General features: G+C 58.7%; 21 protein-coding genes and 1 pseudogene. 17 read left to right on the top strand and 5 right to left on the bottom strand.

Annotated elements, in window-relative coordinates; genetic code table 11:
- The first annotated feature begins 290 nt into the window (after positions 1–290).
- The 3 genes from AC0L14_RS27755 to AC0L14_RS27745 all read left to right on the top strand — a co-directional run bounded on the left by AC0L14_RS27755 (position 291) and on the right by AC0L14_RS27745 (position 2719).
- On the top strand, positions 291–1289 hold the full coding sequence (locus AC0L14_RS27755; protein ID WP_473751416.1) for an isopenicillin N synthase family dioxygenase: 999 nt from the start codon (positions 291–293) through the stop codon (positions 1287–1289).
- 898 nt (positions 1290–2187) lie between these two features.
- A complete protein-coding gene (locus AC0L14_RS27750) occupies positions 2188–2385 on the top strand; it encodes a hypothetical protein (RefSeq protein WP_473751415.1) in 198 nt (65 codons plus the stop codon).
- Positions 2375–2719 carry a recombinase family protein gene (locus tag AC0L14_RS27745; protein WP_473751414.1) on the top strand — a complete coding sequence of 115 codons (345 nt, stop codon included), beginning with the start codon at positions 2375–2377 and terminating at the stop codon, positions 2717–2719. The genes AC0L14_RS27750 and AC0L14_RS27745 overlap by 11 nt, the downstream gene beginning before the upstream one ends.
- Positions 2720–2797: 78 nt before the next feature.
- On the opposite strand, the gene AC0L14_RS27740 is transcribed toward AC0L14_RS27745, so the two are convergent.
- The gene (locus tag AC0L14_RS27740) at positions 2798–3328 is read right to left on the bottom strand and encodes an SET domain-containing protein-lysine N-methyltransferase (RefSeq protein ID WP_473751413.1); all 531 of its coding nucleotides are present in this window, start codon (positions 3326–3328) and stop codon (positions 2798–2800) included.
- A gap of 538 nt (positions 3329–3866) precedes the next feature.
- Here AC0L14_RS27740 and AC0L14_RS27735 point away from each other — a divergent pair.
- From AC0L14_RS27735 to AC0L14_RS27710, 6 genes are all read left to right on the top strand, one after another.
- The gene (locus AC0L14_RS27735; RefSeq protein ID WP_473751412.1) at positions 3867–4079 is read left to right on the top strand and encodes a hypothetical protein; all 213 of its coding nucleotides are present in this window, start codon (positions 3867–3869) and stop codon (positions 4077–4079) included.
- Between the two features lie 1315 nt (positions 4080–5394).
- Entirely contained in the window at positions 5395–6801 is a 1407-nt protein-coding gene (locus tag AC0L14_RS27730) for an aminotransferase (RefSeq protein WP_473751411.1), read from the top strand.
- Between the two features lie 696 nt (positions 6802–7497).
- Entirely contained in the window at positions 7498–8223 is a 726-nt protein-coding gene (locus AC0L14_RS27725) for a LuxR family transcriptional regulator (protein ID WP_473751410.1), read from the top strand.
- 100 nt (positions 8224–8323) lie between these two features.
- Positions 8324–8956: an acyl-homoserine-lactone synthase gene (locus AC0L14_RS27720; RefSeq protein ID WP_473751409.1), complete on the top strand. Its 633-nt coding sequence runs from the start codon at positions 8324–8326 to the stop codon at positions 8954–8956.
- Complete coding sequence (locus AC0L14_RS27715) at positions 8865–9299, top strand: transcriptional regulator domain-containing protein (RefSeq protein WP_473751408.1); 435 nt, start codon at positions 8865–8867, stop codon at positions 9297–9299. Before AC0L14_RS27720 ends, AC0L14_RS27715 begins: the two co-directional genes overlap by 92 nt.
- A complete protein-coding gene (locus tag AC0L14_RS27710) occupies positions 9274–9759 on the top strand; it encodes a DNA -binding domain-containing protein (RefSeq protein ID WP_473751407.1) in 486 nt (161 codons plus the stop codon). Before AC0L14_RS27715 ends, AC0L14_RS27710 begins: the two co-directional genes overlap by 26 nt.
- A gap of 29 nt (positions 9760–9788) precedes the next feature.
- On the opposite strand, the gene AC0L14_RS27705 is transcribed toward AC0L14_RS27710, so the two are convergent.
- Positions 9789–10040: a DNA -binding domain-containing protein gene (locus tag AC0L14_RS27705; protein ID WP_027033327.1), complete on the bottom strand. Its 252-nt coding sequence runs from the start codon at positions 10038–10040 to the stop codon at positions 9789–9791.
- 125 nt (positions 10041–10165) lie between these two features.
- On the opposite strand from AC0L14_RS27705, the gene AC0L14_RS27700 reads away from it, so the two are divergent.
- The 4 genes from AC0L14_RS27700 to AC0L14_RS27685 all read left to right on the top strand — a co-directional run bounded on the left by AC0L14_RS27700 (position 10166) and on the right by AC0L14_RS27685 (position 11523).
- The gene (locus AC0L14_RS27700; protein WP_473751406.1) at positions 10166–10378 is read left to right on the top strand and encodes a helix-turn-helix domain-containing protein; all 213 of its coding nucleotides are present in this window, start codon (positions 10166–10168) and stop codon (positions 10376–10378) included.
- A gap of 302 nt (positions 10379–10680) precedes the next feature.
- Positions 10681–10896 carry a helix-turn-helix domain-containing protein gene (locus tag AC0L14_RS27695; RefSeq protein ID WP_006328748.1) on the top strand — a complete coding sequence of 72 codons (216 nt, stop codon included), beginning with the start codon at positions 10681–10683 and terminating at the stop codon, positions 10894–10896.
- Positions 10811–11158 carry a helix-turn-helix domain-containing protein gene (locus AC0L14_RS27690; RefSeq protein WP_473751423.1) on the top strand — a complete coding sequence of 116 codons (348 nt, stop codon included), beginning with the start codon at positions 10811–10813 and terminating at the stop codon, positions 11156–11158. Before AC0L14_RS27695 ends, AC0L14_RS27690 begins: the two co-directional genes overlap by 86 nt.
- A gap of 155 nt (positions 11159–11313) precedes the next feature.
- Positions 11314–11523, top strand: a complete 210-nt coding sequence (locus AC0L14_RS27685) for a helix-turn-helix transcriptional regulator (protein ID WP_019863475.1) — start codon at positions 11314–11316, stop codon at positions 11521–11523.
- Positions 11524–11568: 45 nt separating this feature from the next.
- On the opposite strand, the pseudogene AC0L14_RS27680 reads toward AC0L14_RS27685, so the two are convergent.
- Both AC0L14_RS27680 and AC0L14_RS27675 read right to left on the bottom strand, forming a co-directional pair.
- Positions 11569–11822: pseudogene (locus AC0L14_RS27680) on the bottom strand (transposase); the annotation flags it as partial.
- Positions 11823–12193: 371 nt separating this feature from the next.
- Positions 12194–12331 (bottom strand): hypothetical protein, encoded by a 138-nt coding sequence (locus tag AC0L14_RS27675; RefSeq protein WP_202356170.1) that lies wholly within the window; start codon positions 12329–12331, stop codon positions 12194–12196.
- A 198-nt stretch (positions 12332–12529) separates the two neighbouring features.
- On the opposite strand from AC0L14_RS27675, the gene AC0L14_RS27670 reads away from it, so the two are divergent.
- The 3 genes from AC0L14_RS27670 to AC0L14_RS27660 all read left to right on the top strand — a co-directional run bounded on the left by AC0L14_RS27670 (position 12530) and on the right by AC0L14_RS27660 (position 16195).
- A complete protein-coding gene (locus AC0L14_RS27670; RefSeq protein WP_473751405.1) occupies positions 12530–13867 on the top strand; it encodes a serine hydroxymethyltransferase in 1338 nt (445 codons plus the stop codon).
- Positions 13868–13924: 57 nt separating this feature from the next.
- On the top strand, positions 13925–15100 hold the full coding sequence (gene metK, locus AC0L14_RS27665; RefSeq protein ID WP_473751404.1) for a methionine adenosyltransferase: 1176 nt from the start codon (positions 13925–13927) through the stop codon (positions 15098–15100).
- 102 nt (positions 15101–15202) lie between these two features.
- Positions 15203–16195: an adenosine kinase gene (locus AC0L14_RS27660; RefSeq protein ID WP_473751403.1), complete on the top strand. Its 993-nt coding sequence runs from the start codon at positions 15203–15205 to the stop codon at positions 16193–16195.
- Between the two features lie 306 nt (positions 16196–16501).
- Here the strand turns inward: AC0L14_RS27660 and AC0L14_RS27655 are convergent, their stop codons facing one another.
- Positions 16502–17056 (bottom strand): hypothetical protein, encoded by a 555-nt coding sequence (locus AC0L14_RS27655; RefSeq protein WP_473751424.1) that lies wholly within the window; start codon positions 17054–17056, stop codon positions 16502–16504.
- On the opposite strand from AC0L14_RS27655, the gene AC0L14_RS27650 reads away from it, so the two are divergent.
- Entirely contained in the window at positions 16964–17320 is a 357-nt protein-coding gene (locus AC0L14_RS27650; protein ID WP_473751422.1) for a cold-shock protein, read from the top strand. The two genes, AC0L14_RS27655 and AC0L14_RS27650, sit on opposite strands and share 93 nt — an antisense overlap.
- Positions 17321–17367: the final 47 nt, after the last annotated feature.

Below are 17367 nucleotides of genomic sequence, written 5' to 3'. Positions count from 1 at the left end.
GGACGCGCACTATTGGGTTTTCCGGGTAACCAACAAGGCCAACGCACCAACAGAGGAGCGGCTATGACCACGATCCCGCAAACGCGCTGATGAAATTGGCGGCCAATGCAGGCGACACGAGGAGCGCGAGCGCCTACGAATGCCCTGCCAGCTAGTTCTGGTTCTTCTACATTTTTGAGACCGGCATCACGACAGAACGCATCGCAATAGTTATCCAGGCCTTCCGATGATTTTGGATGCTACTCTCAAATAAGAGACTACCTAATTCTTGCTCAAACGAAGGTGTAGTCATGCGCACAGATCTCGGAGCCATACTGGACGACAAGCTGCGTGTAAAACGCGAAAGCTTTGGCAACATACCCATAATCGATATATCTCCGCTTATTGATGGTGAGGACAAAAAGACAGTGGCAAAGGAGATGCGATGGGCCCTGTCCAACGTTGGTTTCATGTATGTAAAGAACCATGGGATTCCGCAGGATTTAATAGATTCTGTGTTCGATGTCAGCCGAAGGTTCTTTGATCTACCCATGTCGCATAAGATGTTGCTGCATATTCGCAATTCCGATGTGGCTTTTCACGGTTACATTGAGCCATTCGGGGAGAATACCGATCCGGGCAGGACGAGAGACCTCAAGGAGTGCTTTGATTTCGGACCTGAAGTTTCGACGCTGGAGGGTCCGTTTTTTGGCCCCAATCAGTGGCCCTCAGGCCTGCCCGAGTTTCGGCAACTGACATATGGTTACCATCAAAAGATGGTGGGCCTCGCCACAAAACTCTTGGAAGGCATCGCCCTCAGTCTGGACCTGCCGGAAAAACATTTCGAGAACCTCATGCGGGATCCGATCAGTATTCAGCGCCTAGTTCACTACCCGCCGCAGACTGGTTACGTCACTGAAGACATTATCGGGATTGGCGCCCACACGGATTACGGCAATCTGACTATCCTCGCGCAGGACGACGTGGGTGGTCTTCAGGTAATGAACCGAGATGGCGATTGGGTAGAGGGCACGCCGATCCACGGCACATTCATAATCAACATTGGCGACCTAATTCAGCGACTCACCAACGATGTCTACTTGGCGAACTTGCACCGCGTGGTGAACTCCTCGGGGCGCGAGAGATACTCAGTTCCCTTCTTTATCGATGCTGATTTCAACGCAATCATAGAGCCATTGGCCTCGTGTATCACGAACAGCAACCCGCTTCGCTACAAGCCGGTGACGTGCGGCGAGCACAAACTCGGACGATTCGCAGCAAGTTACGCTCACTTGGCCAAAGCGTGTTGAGAGCGGACAGGCACTTGTTCATGTGACACTGCCTGCCGCGCTTCATTGCGGAGAGCTACAATGACCCGAAATGTCGGGCCAGTCCGCAAACAGGCGGGCATTCGAAGCTGCCCGCGGGCGGATTCAGCTACATCGATCTACGTTAGGTTCGACATTCAGAATTCTCGTTCAACCTGCCGAATCGCGTCGTTGGCTGACCTCCCGCACTGACTACCTCGCACGGAAACGCTCGCGGACCCAACCCGAGTAACCGGGCTTTTTCATTTGGCCGGCTCCCACCTCCTCGTCATGACGAAACCGCGCAAGCCCCTTGACAAACTTTTGCGTGGTAAGAACGTCGGAAACCCGACGAAAGGGTCGCCGAGCCGGCCTGCGGTATGGACGAGTGGCAAGATACCAGACTGAACAATCATTTGGTGACGATTGTCTTGGCCGTTCTGTTACGGGTTTTGCAACCGGCGGAGGCGCAGAGCCTTCAATCAGCACAGTTACGGTGATGTCCTTGGCGTATCTGCCGGGGTCTGTAGCCGAGTGAGTAATGAGGCCTCGCGATGTTGTACAACACGTCGAAAGAACGCCCACGGGACCGAGGAACGCAAGTTTCTTTATCCATGGCATCCTTGGGCCGGGCGTTGTGTTCACGTTCATGAGGTGATCGAGAAGGCAGACCGGGAGGTTTTCCGCTGCAATCTCTCGGTGACTGGAGGTTCCGGCCTGGATGTTTGATCGCGTGATCTGCACCGCGTGGTGTGCATTGCCGCTGCCACATGTCGATCCCAGAACGCTTGGCGTCTTGGTGACACTGCTGCAGGACGCGACGGCCAATTCCCACACCCCATCGCATTGGAGGATTCGGGCGCAGCATCGGGTCCTCACGACGCGAATCGGGGAGAGGTCCATGCCGCGCCAGCCTACGACATATCAGTTCGATCTGTTCTCCAACCCGCACGACGCGCAGACCGCGCAGATGCCACCATGGCAGGCGCTGCCGGAAGAGACGCGCCTGACGCTGACAAAGCTGATGGTGCGCCTGATCCTCGACCACGTCGACTGCGAGCGCACCGTTCCACTGGAGGAGGCGCGCCATGATGCATGAGAAGATTCGCCCCCACCATCTGGAGCGCAAGGCTATCCTTTATGTGCGGCAGTCCTCGGCCCATCAGGTTCTGCACAATCGTGAGAGCCGCGCCCTGCAGTATGCGATGCGCGATCGCCTGGTGGCACTTGGCTGGTCTTGCATTGAGACGGTCGATGACGATCTCGGCCGCTCTGCTGCTGGCGGTGTCGCGCGAGAGGGCTTCGATCGGATGGTCGCCGCAGTCTGTCTCGGCAAGGTTGGGGCGGTTGCGGCGCGGGAGGTATCGCGCTTCGCGGTCGACTCGATAGAGACGGCAGATACGGTTGACCCCAAATGCCTCGCCTTCGTCTGAACGGGATGAACAGCCGCCCGTAGCCGAACCGCGATGGCAAGTGCTATGAACCGACTAACTTCGAAAGCAACCCTACCTTTAGAAGCGGACCGGAGTTTTTTTGAGATAGGGTGCGTAGAATCCCGACACGAGCATCGGATGATCGCGAGGCAACTTTGAGAAACCTCCCGCGGAACCCCGGCAATTTTCCGATGAACAAAGACATACTGATACCCCGATACATTCTAACTCCGAGGTTGCGTAGTTCCAGGTTAGCTCGACGCCAGAAGAGATATCCTCAACGGATACAAAGTCGTAGGCGCCGAAGCGATTAGCCACAATCGCTAAATTGGGATCACAAGAATGATTCACAAGCACAGCCGGCTTCTGAAAGAGAGCATGGACATTCCAGTCCATTTGAAACGAGTTCGTTGTCCGAACCCTTTCCATGCGGTCAATTAGCCCAACGATAACGGTCTCCCCGGGCAGGAAATCGCGAGCGGCGAATACGCCCTGCCCCCTAGCACCACCCGTGTTGAGCGTTCTAACGTTGCGGGCATTGAGTTGCCTTGCGCAGGCGACATCGTCCGTCAAAATAGATAAGCTTTTGTTTACGCGTTGAGTGGACATGGTCAGTTCTTTCCCTTCTAATACTGCATTTTGGTGGAGATATGCTTTATTTCGTAGATGTATACTTACGATCTTTTGCCGAGTTTCCGGAGCTTCATTTGCTCAGATCCAAAACGGCGCCGAGGTTTATTTGCGAGGATGCGCGGGTTTGGCGATGCCCTTGCCGTACAACGGGATCTGGGGCAGACCGACAGGTAGCTTTCTTCCTTCTCCATCCTTCGCGGCTGCTCGCGACAATGAATTGCCGGTCGGCAGCTCTCGCTGCCTCTCACCCAAAGGGTTTCAAAACTCATGCCAATCCGGCCGATCGAGCGGAAAAGAATTTGCGGTCGCTTTTCAGTTGTCTACCTTGAGGCAAGCAATAATTGGCTAAACAAGGCAGGGTGCGGAACCTGACAAAGTTGAAATGAGTGCGCCTGGTCGAGACCGCTGTGCGTCGACCTCGGACGCCGAAAGAGGTGGGGGCGACTTTGATCGGAAACCGCTGCGGGGATTTCGGTCTACGTCGATTTGGTCGGTTTCGCAGACGAGATGTCTCATGATTTACCCGATATGCGCGGTGGACCCCGCTCGCCTTCGCGCCAATGGGGCTGACCTGCCGCTGAACTGCCATCCGGTGGCGATTAAAGCCTTGGCCGTTTCTGCTGAAGTTTCGGGACGTATTGATCCGCTGGAATGGCGGCGATCTTTCGATGATGCAGGCAGGCGAGTCGCTGGGCATGTCGGCGCGGCAATTTCGCCGCTACCGTGACCGTTACGAAGAGGCTGCGGAAGCTGGGTCGCTCGACTGGCGTTTGGGCAAGTGTCGACCCGTCGGGTGCCTGCGGAAACGCTTGAAGAGATGCTGGAGCTTACCGTCATCGCTACCTTGGATGGAATGTGAGGTTCCCACGAGCACCTGCTGCGCGATCACGAATTCAGCTGGAGCTATACCTTCATTAAGACGAGCTTCACGCGGCAGGCCCGGTGGAACGGGCCAAACGGCGCGGTGCTCACCGGCGCAAGCGGGAAGCAAACCGTGCGAGGGCATGATGCTGCGTCAGGACGGCAGCCGGCATACTGGCCGGAAGGCCAGCCGATGCTGGATCTGATCGTGACAATCGACAACGCGACGAGCGCGCTCTATTCGCCGATCGCGGCAGCCACTATCTCGTGCGCTCAAGGCCGGCGAGGCGGTCGACAAAAGCTGGCTGACCTAATTCGGACGGGCGCTGCGGCACTTGGGCATCGAACCTATCCCGGCCTATTCGCCTGAAGCCAGGGGCGGCGCAGAGCGGATCAACCTTGCAGGATCGGCTGCCTAAAGACCTGGCGCTGGCCGGCATTGCTGACATCGGCCGCGGTTGAGGACAGCACCTTTGTCGCCGCTGACCTGCAATAACTGGCCCAGATTCTGTGCATCGAGGAGGAGCGCGTCGTCGCCCGCGACAACACAGTCGCCTTCCCACGGCTGCTACTGCAGCTGCCGCAGAGCCCGATCCGGCATCACTTCGTCAAAGCCACGGTCAAGATCAGGCAGACCCCGATGGCACGCTCGCGGTTCCACAGGCCGCACCGCGTTGCTCGATACACGCCTGACGGCGCCGCAATCAACGAAACCTGCCGCACAGGGCAAGCCGCGTGAACCGCGCCGGCGCAAAAACAGAAGCGGACAATTGATGTGCTACCAAACCGGACAACTTGATTAGCTACCGACAGGATCCCGAGCGGTATCTCAAATCCTTCATCGGCATCCTGCAAAGCCGTTGCCTATAGCGGCCGCGATCCGCTCCTCCCCGCTGACTATGCACTGTGCTGGGCGCATGTGCGTTGTAAGTTCTTCGTGCTTGCGGGAATCTCGACAAGCCACGTCGTAGCAAAATCAGTGAGAATCCAATTCAACGATTCCTTATGCGCACCAAGGCGAGGGTAGCGCATTAGTTTTCACGGACTGTGGCGCCGATTCCGCGAATTGATTGGCCGAAAACGTGCATTCCCGCGAAACACTTGAGGCGTTTCCGGTATACTGCTTGCTAATGAGCTGGCCGGCCTGGTGCCTCTGCCAATCCATCGCGAGGAGAGGGACTATGCGGTTGAGTAATCTGGGACCCGAGCAACTCAGAGAGAAGGATCGAAGCTTCGTCTTTCATCCGTCTACGCATCTGGCCAAGCACAGCCGAGGCGAGACCCCAAATCGGATCATGGCCGGTGCGGAAGGCGTGTACATCTGGGATACCGAAGGCCGAAAGAGCCTCGACGGTTTCGGTGGGCTCTACTGCGTCAATATGGGATATGGCTGCACAGAAATTGCCGCGGCCATTGCCAGGCAAGCACACGAATTGCCGTTCGCCCATGTCTATGCAAGTCAAGGAACAGAGCCAGTCGCCCTCTTGGCAGAGGCCGTGGTCGAGCATTTTGGTCAGAACATGCGAAGGGTCTTTTTCGGCCTTTCCGGCTCCGACGCCAACGAAACCAACATCAAGCTGGTCTGGTACTACAACAACATTCTAGGCCGCCCTGAAAAGAAGAAGATCATCTCGCGACATCGCGGTTATCACGGGTCTGGGCTGGTCACCGGGAGCCTGACAGGCCTTGCCTTCTTCCATAATTTCTTCGACCTGCCGCTGGATTTGGTGCGCCATACCACGACGCCGCACCACTATCGCCAGGCGCATGACGGCGAAAGTGAGCAAGCGTTCTCGAAACGCTGCGCGGATGAACTTGAAGCCCTTATCCTGGCTGAAGGCCCGGAGACCGTCGCAGCTTTTATTGGAGAGCCGGTGCTTGGGACAGGCGGTATCGTTCCACCCCCAAAAGGATACTGGGCCGCTATCCAAGGCGTGCTCGACAAGTACGATATCCTGCTGATCGCCGACGAAGTGGTCTGCGGGTTTGGACGAACCGGTGAGAAATTCGGTTCCCACCTCTATGGCATGCGGCCGGACTTCGTGACCATCGCCAAGGGTTTGAGTTCCGCCTACCTGCCCATCTCCGGGTCAATCATCGGCGACCGCGTCTGGTCGGTCTTGGAACAAGGAACAGAGAAGCACGGCGCGCTCGGCCATGGCTGGACATATTCGGGTCACACGCTTTGCGCTGCGGCCGCGCTCGCCAATATTCGACTCCTAAAGGAAAAAAATATCCTGGAGCATGTCCGCGATGTCGGACCGTATTGGCATGCCCGCATGAATGCCGAACTGGCGGGACACCCCATCGTCGGCGAGGTTCGTGGCGTCGGAATTCTCTCCGCCGTAGAGCTGATGCGAGATCCAAAGCAGAGGATACCGTTTGAATCCGATCTTCAGGTCGGCGTTCGCGCCGCCGCTGCTCTGTTCGAGAACGGTGTCATCGGCCGCGCCATGCCGCACGGCGATATCCTCGGCTTTGCCCCGCCTTTGATCATCACCCGGAAGGAGATCGACATAATAGTCGACGCAACCGCGAAATCGGTCGAGACGACCTATCGCGCGCTGAAGGCCGAGGATGCGATATGAACATGCGAGCGCCGACGAAAGCGAGCCCCGGGTTCGACGCCGTCCCGGGTAACCAGTGTGGTGGTCCCTGGGAGGAACTTTCCCACGGACCAGACGCTTTGACGTCTGCCTGTCGTTAGGATTGATCGCCCATTGGTATCCCATTGGTGAAGACGGGTTGACAGCGCATTTCGCGCCGAGCCGACCAAAACTGCTAAACTTGAAGCCGTCAGATTCTAAGCATGCTTCGGATAACTTCGATCGCAAGCGATAATCAAATCAGTTCTGCCGCCGCTGTCCTGTTGCCCAACGACCAGGGTGTTTGTGCGGCGCGCCCTGCCGGTGTACCTCCCTGCTGCCGGCAGGGCGCCTTTTCTGACCCGCCGGATATCGGTGCCCCGCTGGATGTGAGTGATTGTAGCGCGTCCGCAATCGACAGTTCGAGAAGGCGGTCATCTGCATATCCGGATGGCACATCGAGCTTCGATATTTCTCTTACACCATGGCCACCGCCCACAATCGCAGCTTCGGACCCGCGGCTTAGGGCAGCCGGCGTCGAGGTCGCATGGCCCTCCTTTCATATGATCGAAGGTCCCGGGAGTAGTCACCGCGGTGAATCTTCTCCAGTGTCGAAATATCTCGGGGGCGAGTCTTCTCGCCGTAGCTGCCAAGAAGCCAGAAAGTCCCAAGTTTAATTGAAAACAGCCGCAGGAGAAAATGCAGCTCGTCTTCGAAACTTTGCTGGAACAGTTGTCTTTGAGCGTTGATGAAGTCGACTTGCATAACGCACTGGCCAGCGCCGCCGGAGCGTTCGACATTCCCGCATTCGCCTATCTGTCTCTGGTGTCTGATCGCGTCACAAAACCCAGGCTGATATCGAACTATCATTCCGGCTGGACGTCGCACTACTTGCGCCACCAATATGAAAGGATCGACCCGGTCATAGAATGGGCAAGATGCAGCGAATGTCCCTTTCAGTGGGGACCGGGTTTCGGCCATGCCGGCATTTCAAAGCGACAGCAACAGCTTTTCGATGAGGCTGCCGAATTCGGCATCTGTTGCGGACTGACGATTCCACTTGTCGACCGCCGCGGCGGTGTCGCTGCGATGACCTTCGCGGCAGACCGGCTCGATCCGAGCTTTATGCGCATCGCCGAGCAATATGAACAGGCGCTCGAGATTATGGCGACGTGCTTTCACATTGGCGTTCGCCGCAAGCTTTCGGGTGGTCTGGCGGTGGATGGTGTTTCGCTGACGCCCCGTGAGTACGAATGCCTGGAATGGACGGCGAAGGGCAAATCCGCCTGGGAGATCGGCTGTATCTTGGGAATCAAGGAGCGCACGGCCGCTTTCCATCTGGACAATGCCAAGAAGAAGCTCGGCGTGCGCACCAAAAATCAGGCAGTGACACTGCTGGCCTCCTCACGATCATCAATTCTCTGAGGGACAGAATCCCTCTTTGATCTACCTGTGCAAATGCACAGGCAGTCGCGGCATGAAGGTTCGCCTCCAATGGCAGGGTCATACCTGCGAGGAGACCATCATGATTGAGCTTATTGCGCCCGGCTGGTACGGCGCCTTTGCCGACGAACTTCACGAAATGCACCGCCTGCGCTACCGCGTCTTCAAGGAGCGGCTCGACTGGAACGTGCGCACGACCGGCGGCTTCGAGATCGACTCATTCGATTCCCTGAAACCGCACTATCTCGTGTTGCGCGATTCCGTCGGTCGCGTCGGGGGCGGCGTACGCCTTCTGCCCTCGACGGGGCCGACGATGCTGCGAGATGTCTTTTCGAGGCTGTTGGAAGGGAGAACGGCACCCGAGGAACCGAGTGTCTGGGAAAGCAGCCGTTTCGCCCTTGATCTCCCACCGTCTGCACCGAAGGGCAGTGGGAGCATTGCTGTTGCCACCTATGAACTCTTCGCCGGCATGATCGAGTTCGGTTTGTCGCGGCGGCTCACGCATATCGTTACGGTTACGGATTTGCGCATGGAGCGAATCCTGCGTCGCGCCGGATGGCCGCTGGCCCGCATCGGGCCGCCCCAGACAATCGGCACCACGCGCGCCGTTGCCGGTTTTTTGGATGTCTCAGAGGAGAGCCTTGCTGCGGTCTGCCACAATGGCGGTCTTGGCGGTCCCGTGCTGTGGGCGCCGGTGCTCTGCACGGCCGCCTGACATGGTTATGATAGGTAACGGCGCCGACTGGCCGGACTGGCAGGATGAGAAATCCTATCGCTATACGCGGCACCTGACGCGACGCGGCTGGGCCTGGGAATTCCTACGGCGCAATCCGGCCTTCCAGCGTGACTGCAGGCTCTCGCTTGAGCAGGCAGAATTTGCAGAAAGGTGGTTCGAGGTGGAAGTGGTGAGATCGTCGCTCGATCTGACGCAGTGGGGGCTCCTTTTTCGCAAGCTCGTTAAGGCGCGATGCGGCTGTGTTCTGGTGCTTCCGCCAATGCCCGCATGTTCTGCCGCTCATTGCGAAAAAGGCATTGTCGGCCGAAAAGCTTTCGTTTGATCTCGCTGCATTGCCATGTCGGGCGGCACTCGTGGTCACGGCGGACGGTCGCCAGCATGTCATGCTGCGAAATGCTCACCGGGATTTACAACTGGTTGTGGAGGGCGCGGACGTTTTGCGCCCCGTTCGGCTTTGCGTCGACGCGATCTGGCCCCCCGATCGGATGAGACAGCAGTTGAATGCGTTCGAATGCCTCAATGCTCTTCACGCGACCGGACAACTTCCCGACAGGCTGTTTCCGCCCGAAGCGCGCGCCAGCCGTCTGCGCTTTGTGCTCCAGGCGCTTGACGGCTCGCTCGGCGGTGCATCGCACCGTGAAATCGCAAGGGCCCTGTTGGGCCGGCAACGCGTCCAGGCCGACTGGACGGATCCGCGCAATCACCTTCGCGATCGCATTCGCCGTGCTGTCCGGCGCGGTCACATGCTCGTGGATCGTGGCTATCGGGATTTCCTCATCTAAAGTGATTGGAATAGCTCATCTGGAGCCGGTCAGCGTGCGAACAGTTCTTTGTATCCAGTCGTAACCATCCAGTTGGCCCGATCGAGATGGCTGCGAACAGCCATTCGGGCGCGCTCAGGTTCTCGCATCGGATCGATGCCGAGGACGAGCTGCGCCATCTCATCTTCGCTGGCATCGTCGGCGGACGCGTCCAGGAGCCTCATATAGATCGTGAAGTGTTCATTGTCGTAAGCGGTCAGGCTGTCCGACCACGGGACTTCGTCTTGGACTTTGCGTTTCATCGCGACCCTTTTGCCGGTTTGGGGTTTGTTGTGATCGGGCACGGCTTCTCCTCGGTTGGCTCACCATAGCGAATAGGCACGATCGTTCCTAGAACGATAGTTCCGGTTCTGGTCCCTATCTCGCCATGGACCTCAAGGAGGTCATGGCGATCAACATGCGTCGTTTGCGCCATGATCAGGACCTGACGCAGGAAGAATTGGCTGCCCGCGCAGAGCTGAGCATGCGCTACGTGGGTTCGATCGAGCGTGCTCGGGTTTCCGCAAGCGTCAGTGTGCTGGGGCGGCTGGCAAAAGCGCTTGACGTTGATCCTTGTGAGCTGATTAGGCCGCCGCAGTAACAAAGGCGATCTGGCCCATCCCGGATTGCCGAAATCGATTTTGATGGCGCGCAACCGGCCGCCAGTGAACTGAGCCCGCTTTCTTCGACATGGGTCTAGACCAGTCGGCTTCGCTCCCTGGCGCAGCTTGCGTGGCCTACAGCGCTGACCTTGAGCGATAACCATCGTCAGATCGCATCCGGGAAGTCGCGATCCCTAACAGCAGGTAGTTCGGGCAAAGTCGATGCTCGTGCGAGTTGCTCCTTAAGTTTGTAGAGTATACTCCGTGGTGAAATCCTCAACAAGAGGGTGGCCTCTCGCCTATGGGAATCCGAGAGGTCTTTGCCCGCAATCTGCGTAGGCTTCGCGAGAAAAAGAAGCTGTCGCAGGAGGCGTTGGCACATGAAGCTGGTGTTGATCGAACCTACATCAGCGCTCTTGAGCGCAGTGTATATGCTGCTACCATCGACATGGTCGAGAAGCTCGCTACGGTGCTCGAGGTTGAGCCGGCAACGCTGCTCGATCCGCGATCTGAATAGGCTTAAGCACCGTCTGATGCCGAAATCCCTTCGATCGCCCCGCCAACGCCGGCTGCTGGAACAGCTGATAGCGGCGCGCAAGAACAAGGGCTTAACCCAGGCCAAGGTTGCCGAAGCGCTTCGCCGCCCGCAGTCTTTCGTGGCCAAGTATGAGGGCGGTGAACGTCGCATGGACGTCATTGAGTTCCTCGACGTAGCGGAAGCGCTCGAAATCGACCCTTGCGAGGTTCTCGCACATGTGCGTCGCTTGCGTGAGCGATAGCTCGTGCTGTGCTTGGCTTGAGCGACCAACGTCATCAAAATCGCATCCCTGGATTTACTGCCCCCCGCGGCAGATGCTTTGGGCAAATCGATGACAATGTGGATTACATATTATAGTTGATAAACTCAAGGCCCGTGATCCGCTGACCTCCGCGCATGGATATGCGCAAGCTGGTCGGACGAAATGCACGCAGGATCAGGGAGAAGGCCGGCTTGACGCAGGAGCAGCTTGCCGAGATCTCCGGCTTCAGCCAGCAGTACATCAGCGGGCTGGAGAAGGGTAAAAGGAACCCCACCATCGTCACGCTTTATGAACTGGCACAAGCCCTCCGTGTCAGTCATATCGATCTGGTGCGACCTGACTGACCAGGATTAAGCGCAATTTGGAAATGACCGACGCGCCGCGGACATTTCGACCGCATCCGCCGTGTAGATGATGCTGCGCACACTCGGGATAGGCGAAGAGGCACGACGTGCTGCCAGTCGCGCCGCCAGCTCTAGTGATCGCCGGGTATCGCCGGCCCGGTCGCCGGCCTCGAAGTCCTCCAGACCCTCCGTGCCGGCTTGGCGTTCGCGCCACGGCAGATAGCGCTGAGCGTCGGCACGACGGCTTTGCGATCCCTCCGCGACACGAAATCAAGTAAATGGCGGATCAGGTGCACCAGCAGGTTAGCACTGTCGCCTGGGAAGTGGCGCCGGTCGCCTCTCCCTTGGCCAAGCAGTTCGCCAGCTTGCCGTCTTACCGGCACCTCGCCAATCTCGTTGCGTTCTTGTTTAGGCCTTGCAACAGATCCTTCAAGGAAATTCATGGAATCTTTGCGACCACAAATCGCTGTCAATGGTACGCTCACCAAAACTTTCAAGTTCAGCGGCGGCAGAAATCTGGTGTGTTTATGTTCCGCTGCCGAACAGCATTTGCGAAGAGCCCGACATGACAAAGCGAGCAGGACGAGGGGTTCGGTTCTTCTATTTGGCGTCGTGCTGACCAATGATGATACTAGTCGATCGCCTAATGACAGCAGCGCATCTTGATCGCCTACGGATCCTGGGCCTTTGCGCGCATGCCGACCTGACTGTCCGCGAACTGGCGGAGATTCTCGATCTTCGTCGGGAGCGCGTTGCGCGACACGTCCGGATGCTCGCCAGAGCCGACTTTCTTTGCGGCAACGGACAACGTCCTTTGTCCTCATATCATCTCAATGCAGGGGGCAAGGACGGAGGATTTGTTCAATTCTTGGTCGATCTCCTGCCCCACGACGATGGGTGTCATAAGCGGGACCTGGAGCGGCTCGAGGCGGTACAAGACGCGTGGTCGAAGGAGACTGCTGCTTGATCGTAAAAAGATCTGCCCAGATGGGAGCGCGAAACGACCATGAAAAACTCCGCTGACGCAGCGATCGCAGAGCCCGGCACATTCGGATGGTCTTCCCTGGTCCACGTCGATTACCACGTTCACGAACTAGTTCTACGACAGAGGCGGCAGGAGCGGACGACGCTCAAACTCATCGCATCTGAGAACTTTGCCTCCTCAGCCGTGCTGGAAGCGACCGGCTCGATCTTTACGAACAAGTACGCCCAGGGGTACCCGGGTGCGCGCGACTACGCGGGAAACGAGATCGTCGATGAGCTTGAGACCCTCGCGATCGAGCGCCTGAAATCGCTGTTTGGCAGTGAGCACGCCAACGTCCAGCCCTATTCCGGCTCGCCGGCCAATCAGGCCATCTATCGAGCACTGTTGAGTCCGGGAGACAAAGTGATGGGCTTGCCTCTCCCCGAGGGCGGCCATCCGACCCATGGTTGGGCCGGCAACTTCTCCGGCAGCGATTACCAACACGTCCCCTATGGGCTCCACGAACAGACGCAGCAAATTGACTATGACCGCTTGCGCGAGACAGCCAGGCTGGAACGGCCGAAACTGATTTGGATCGGCGCAACTGCCTATCCGCGTGTCTTTGACTACGCGGCAATGGCTGAAATCGCTGCGGAGGCCAACTCCTATCTCGTTGCCGACATTGCGCACATCAGCGGCCTGATTGTCGCTGGAGCGCATCCGAATCCCGTCGCTCATTGCGACGTCGTCACCAGCACGTCTCACAAGTCGATCCGCGGCCCCCGTGGAGGCTTTATTTTGTCGAAGAATGAAGATCGCTATCAGGCGCTCTATCATCCCACGAGTAAATACAATCTCGCCAGACGGATTGATCGCGCGGTGTTTCCTCAACTGCAAGGTGGGCCGCACATGAATATCATCGCCGCGCTAGCTGTTGCTTTGCAGGAGGCCGCCACCCCGTCTTTCCGTACCTACGGTCATCAGATGGTCAGGAATGCCAAGGCTCTGGCCGAGGCGCTTGTGGATCGTGGTTATGACCTGGTCACCGGCGGGACTGACAATCACATGCTGATCCTTGATCTCCGGGACCGGCCGCTATCAGGCAAAGCCTATGCCGAGCGCCTGGCAAGGGCAGGGATCGTTACGAACTTTAATATGGTGCCGGGTGACCCGCGCGACCCGACGGTCACAAGCGGAATCCGCTTGGGGTCGCCGGCAGTGACGTCCATGGGCATGCGTGAGGGGGAAATGGTGCAGATCGCCGCTTTCATCGACTCGGTCTGCCGCCAGCCCGACGACCAGGAGGTTCATGCGAGCGTACGAAGAGACGTTGCCAACTTCTGCACTGCGTTCGACGTCCCCGGCATCAGCGACCGGTAAGCCACCTCAATCCAGAAACTCCCCACCTAACTCCAACACTTGAAGCGAGGGCATTCCATGACCAGGCAGTTCGTGTTCTCTTCCGAATCCGTCGGCGCGGGACACCCCGATAAGATGGCAGATAACATCTCCGATGCCATCCTCGATGCGGTCCTCCGCACCGATCTGAAGGCGCGTGTCGCCTGTGAAACGTTGGTGAAGACAGGGATGGTCGTTCTGGCTGGCGAGATCACCAGCCACGCGGAGATCGACTACAGCCAAGTTGCCCGCGATACGATACTCGATATTGGCTACGACGACGATGCCATCGGCTTTGATGGTCGACGTTGCGCCGTCGTTCTGGCCCTCACCGAGCAGTCGCCCGACATTAGCCAGGGCGTTGACGAAGGACGAGGGCAGGATCTCGAGCAGGGGGCGGGGGATCAGGGCCTCATGTTTGGATACGCATGCAACGAGACGGATACATTGATGCCCTTGCCGATCCAACTCGCTCACCATTTGACGAAAAGACAGGCAGAGATCCGGAAAACGGGACAGCTTGGCTGGCTGCGTCCGGATGTGAAATCTCAAGTGTCCGTACGCTACGAGGGTCTCCGCCCGGTGGCGCTGGATACCATAGTCCTGTCGACGCAGCATGACGAGGCGGTCTCACAAGCCACGGTCCGCGAAGGCGTCATCGAGGAGATCATCAAGCCGCTCTTGCCGCCCGACCTGGATACGACGGGGATCAGATTTCTGGTCAACCCAACAGGGCGGTTCGTGGTCGGTGGGCCTGCCGGCGACTGCGGTCTCACTGGACGCAAGATCATCGTCGACACCTACGGTGGAACGGGGCGTCACGGCGGCGGCGCCTTTTCGGGCAAGGACCCGTCCAAGGTTGACCGCTCGGCCGCCTATGCCGCCCGGTATGTCGCGAAGAATATCGTTGCCAGCGGCCTTGCGGAGGTCTGCGAGGTTCAACTTGCCTACGCGATCGGCGTGGCCAGTCCGGTTTCTGTCATGGTCAACACCTTCGGAACCGCAAGGATTGACGAAAAAACGATCGAGCGCCTTGTTCTTGAGCTTTTTGATCTCCGACCGAAAGGCATCATCAAGATGCTTGATCTCTTACGCCCGATATACCGCAAGACGGCGACATACGGACACTTCGGCCGTGAAGAGCCTGAGTTCACCTGGGAGAAGACGGACAGAGCCGACGACTTGCTGCGTGAAGCAGGACCGGCAGCTGCGTGAGCGCGGCTGGAAAGCGCATGCGGCACCCCTTTTCAACTCGCTTGACCCGCGCCCGGCCGGCATAGCAGAAAGCCGGTGGGGTAGTTGGCGGAGACATCATTGATGCCGAACTATGACGTGCTTTGCATCGGTAATGCCATCGTCGACATCATCGCCCAGTGCGACGAGGCATTCCTGGAGACGAACGGCATCATCAAGGGCGCGATGAACCTGATCGACACGAGGCGCGCCGAGCTGCTCTACAGCCGCATGGGCCCGGCCATCGAAGCCTCCGGCGGCAGCGCCGGCAACACGGCGGCGGGCGTCGCCAGTTTCGGCGGTCGCGCCGCCTTCTTCGGCAAGGTCTCGAACGACCCGCTCGGCGAGATCTACGCCCACGACATCCACGCGCAGGGCGTCGCCTTCGACACCAGGCCGCTTCAGGGCGAACCGCCGACGGCGCGCTCGATGATCTTCGTCACGCCCGACGGCGAGCGCTCGATGAACACCTATCTCGGCGCCTGCATCGAACTCGGGCCGGAGGACGTCGAGCCCGACAAGGCGTCGGGTGCGGCGGTCACCTATTTCGAGGGTTATCTGTGGGACCCGCCGCGCGCCAAGGAAGCGATCCGGCAGACGGCGAAGCTCGCGCATGCCGCCGGCCGCGAAGTGTCGATGACGCTGTCGGATTCGTTCTGCGTCGACCGCTACCGCGACGAATTTCTGGACCTGATGCGCTCGGGCACGGTCGACATTGTCTTTGCCAACAGCCACGAGATCAAATCGCTCTACCAGACCACCTCCTTCGACGAGGCGCTGGCCCAGATCCGCAAGGACTGCAAGATCGCCGCCGTCACCCGCTCGGAAATGGGCTCGGTCATCGTGCGCGGCGACGAGACGGTCATCGTCAACGCGACCAAGATCCGGGAGCTGGTCGACACCACCGGCGCCGGCGACCTCTATGCCGCCGGCTTCCTCTACGGCTACACGCAAGGCCGCGGCCTGAAGGATTGCGGCGATCTCGGCTCGCTGGCGGCCGGGCTGGTCATCCAGCAGCTGGGGCCAAGGCCGCGGCAGAATCTGCGCCGCGAGGCCGAGCAGGCCGGGCTGATTTAGCCGGGCGACTCAACGACAAGCTGCCCGTCTCCCCTCCTGCAGGCTGTGCGGGGAAAGTGCGCGTAAATCGAAATGTCGGATGCGCATCCGCGTGAGGCGGCAGCCCGGGGCGTGTCACAATCGAAACGGTCGATCGCGGTGCCGCCCTTCAGCGCGACCCTTTTGCCGTGCGATATTGGGAATCGTTCGGATCAGCTGCTCGACCTGTGGCATATATTGCTCACCGGCCATCGACCTCGTGTGGCAACAGGTCGGCCGGGATCGTGATGCGATCGAGCGGCTAAGCGGCCAACTGGTGAATTGACATCAACGCATCGCCCCATTGAGATTATCCTGCCGGGAGCGCAGTGCGTTGTTCAAGCCAGTCGGACGATCATGGGCAAATATAAGGACCATCGTGAGCCACGCCGGCATCGTCATGACGATGACGCGGCTTCTTTTGCGGAACGGCCTTCCGAGCCAAGCTACTTTCAGCGTTCGTCGATCGTAACCGCGGACCCTGTCGACGCCGAAGTGGTGTGGTTCAACACCAGCAAGGGTTTTGGCTTTGTCAAATTGCCGGAGGGCATCGAGGCCTATCTGCACATCCGGGTGCTGGAGGCCGCCGGAAGCCTCAGTGTTTCCGAGGGAACGCGTCTCAAGGTCACAACGGAAGAAAGTCCAAGAGGTCATCAGGTCGCGCAAGTGCTGGAGGTCGGCGATCAGACCGCGAGAACTCAGGTACATACGCGTTGCGCTGGAGAGTCCACCGCCGGGACGAGTGCCCAGTTGGAGAGCGAGGGCACGGTCAAGTGGTACAATCCCCAAAAGGGCGTCGGCTTCATTGCTCCTGAAAACGGTGAGAAGGACATCTTCGTTCATGCCACCGCGCTGACCCGCTCAGGACTGAGCAGAAGGTGTTTGTCCAATGCGGGCAGGGCAAGAAAGGCCTGGAAGTTCGGAGCATTCGCCTCGCTTAGAGCCAAATGCGTTGGCCCTGGACCGAAATCGCGCCTCAGACAAAGAAAAAAGCCCGCTACCGGGAGGAGGTGGCAGCGGGCTCGATTTAGAATGAGACGCGGGAGGAGGTGCGCCCCATTCAGCGTCGGCACCACATCTGGGAGGAGTAGATGGCCGACACCATGATCATACCGATCGCCGCGGATATTGCAACGCACAAATTCTATCTCGCG

It is taken from the genome of Mesorhizobium sp. WSM4841 (assembly GCF_055811515.1).
This window is presented reverse-complemented; position numbering and strand designations above follow the sequence as displayed.

Coding starts and splice junctions, on each gene's coding strand:
- AC0L14_RS27745 (WP_473751414.1), top strand. CDS start 2,375: ATGATGCATGAGAAGATTCGCCCCCACCATCTGGAGCGCAAGGCTATC.
- AC0L14_RS27660 (WP_473751403.1), top strand. CDS start 15,203: ATGCCGAACTATGACGTGCTTTGCATCGGTAATGCCATCGTCGACATC.
- AC0L14_RS27735 (WP_473751412.1), top strand. CDS start 3,867: ATGATTTACCCGATATGCGCGGTGGACCCCGCTCGCCTTCGCGCCAAT.
- AC0L14_RS27690 (WP_473751423.1), top strand. CDS start 10,811: ATGCTGCTACCATCGACATGGTCGAGAAGCTCGCTACGGTGCTCGAGG.
- AC0L14_RS27755 (WP_473751416.1), top strand. CDS start 291: ATGCGCACAGATCTCGGAGCCATACTGGACGACAAGCTGCGTGTAAAA.
- AC0L14_RS27725 (WP_473751410.1), top strand. CDS start 7,498: ATGCAGCTCGTCTTCGAAACTTTGCTGGAACAGTTGTCTTTGAGCGTT.
- AC0L14_RS27705 (WP_027033327.1), bottom strand. CDS start 10,040: ATGAAACGCAAAGTCCAAGACGAAGTCCCGTGGTCGGACAGCCTGACC.
- AC0L14_RS27730 (WP_473751411.1), top strand. CDS start 5,395: ATGCGGTTGAGTAATCTGGGACCCGAGCAACTCAGAGAGAAGGATCGA.
- AC0L14_RS27670 (WP_473751405.1), top strand. CDS start 12,530: ATGAAAAACTCCGCTGACGCAGCGATCGCAGAGCCCGGCACATTCGGA.
- AC0L14_RS27720 (WP_473751409.1), top strand. CDS start 8,324: ATGATTGAGCTTATTGCGCCCGGCTGGTACGGCGCCTTTGCCGACGAA.
- AC0L14_RS27740 (WP_473751413.1), bottom strand. CDS start 3,328: ATGTCCACTCAACGCGTAAACAAAAGCTTATCTATTTTGACGGACGAT.
- AC0L14_RS27750 (WP_473751415.1), top strand. CDS start 2,188: ATGCCGCGCCAGCCTACGACATATCAGTTCGATCTGTTCTCCAACCCG.
- metK (WP_473751404.1), top strand. CDS start 13,925: ATGACCAGGCAGTTCGTGTTCTCTTCCGAATCCGTCGGCGCGGGACAC.
- AC0L14_RS27695 (WP_006328748.1), top strand. CDS start 10,681: ATGGGAATCCGAGAGGTCTTTGCCCGCAATCTGCGTAGGCTTCGCGAG.
- AC0L14_RS27715 (WP_473751408.1), top strand. CDS start 8,865: ATGTCTCAGAGGAGAGCCTTGCTGCGGTCTGCCACAATGGCGGTCTTG.
- AC0L14_RS27685 (WP_019863475.1), top strand. CDS start 11,314: ATGGATATGCGCAAGCTGGTCGGACGAAATGCACGCAGGATCAGGGAG.
- AC0L14_RS27700 (WP_473751406.1), top strand. CDS start 10,166: ATGGACCTCAAGGAGGTCATGGCGATCAACATGCGTCGTTTGCGCCAT.
- AC0L14_RS27655 (WP_473751424.1), bottom strand. CDS start 17,056: ATGAACGAAGATGTCCTTCTCACCGTTTTCAGGAGCAATGAAGCCGAC.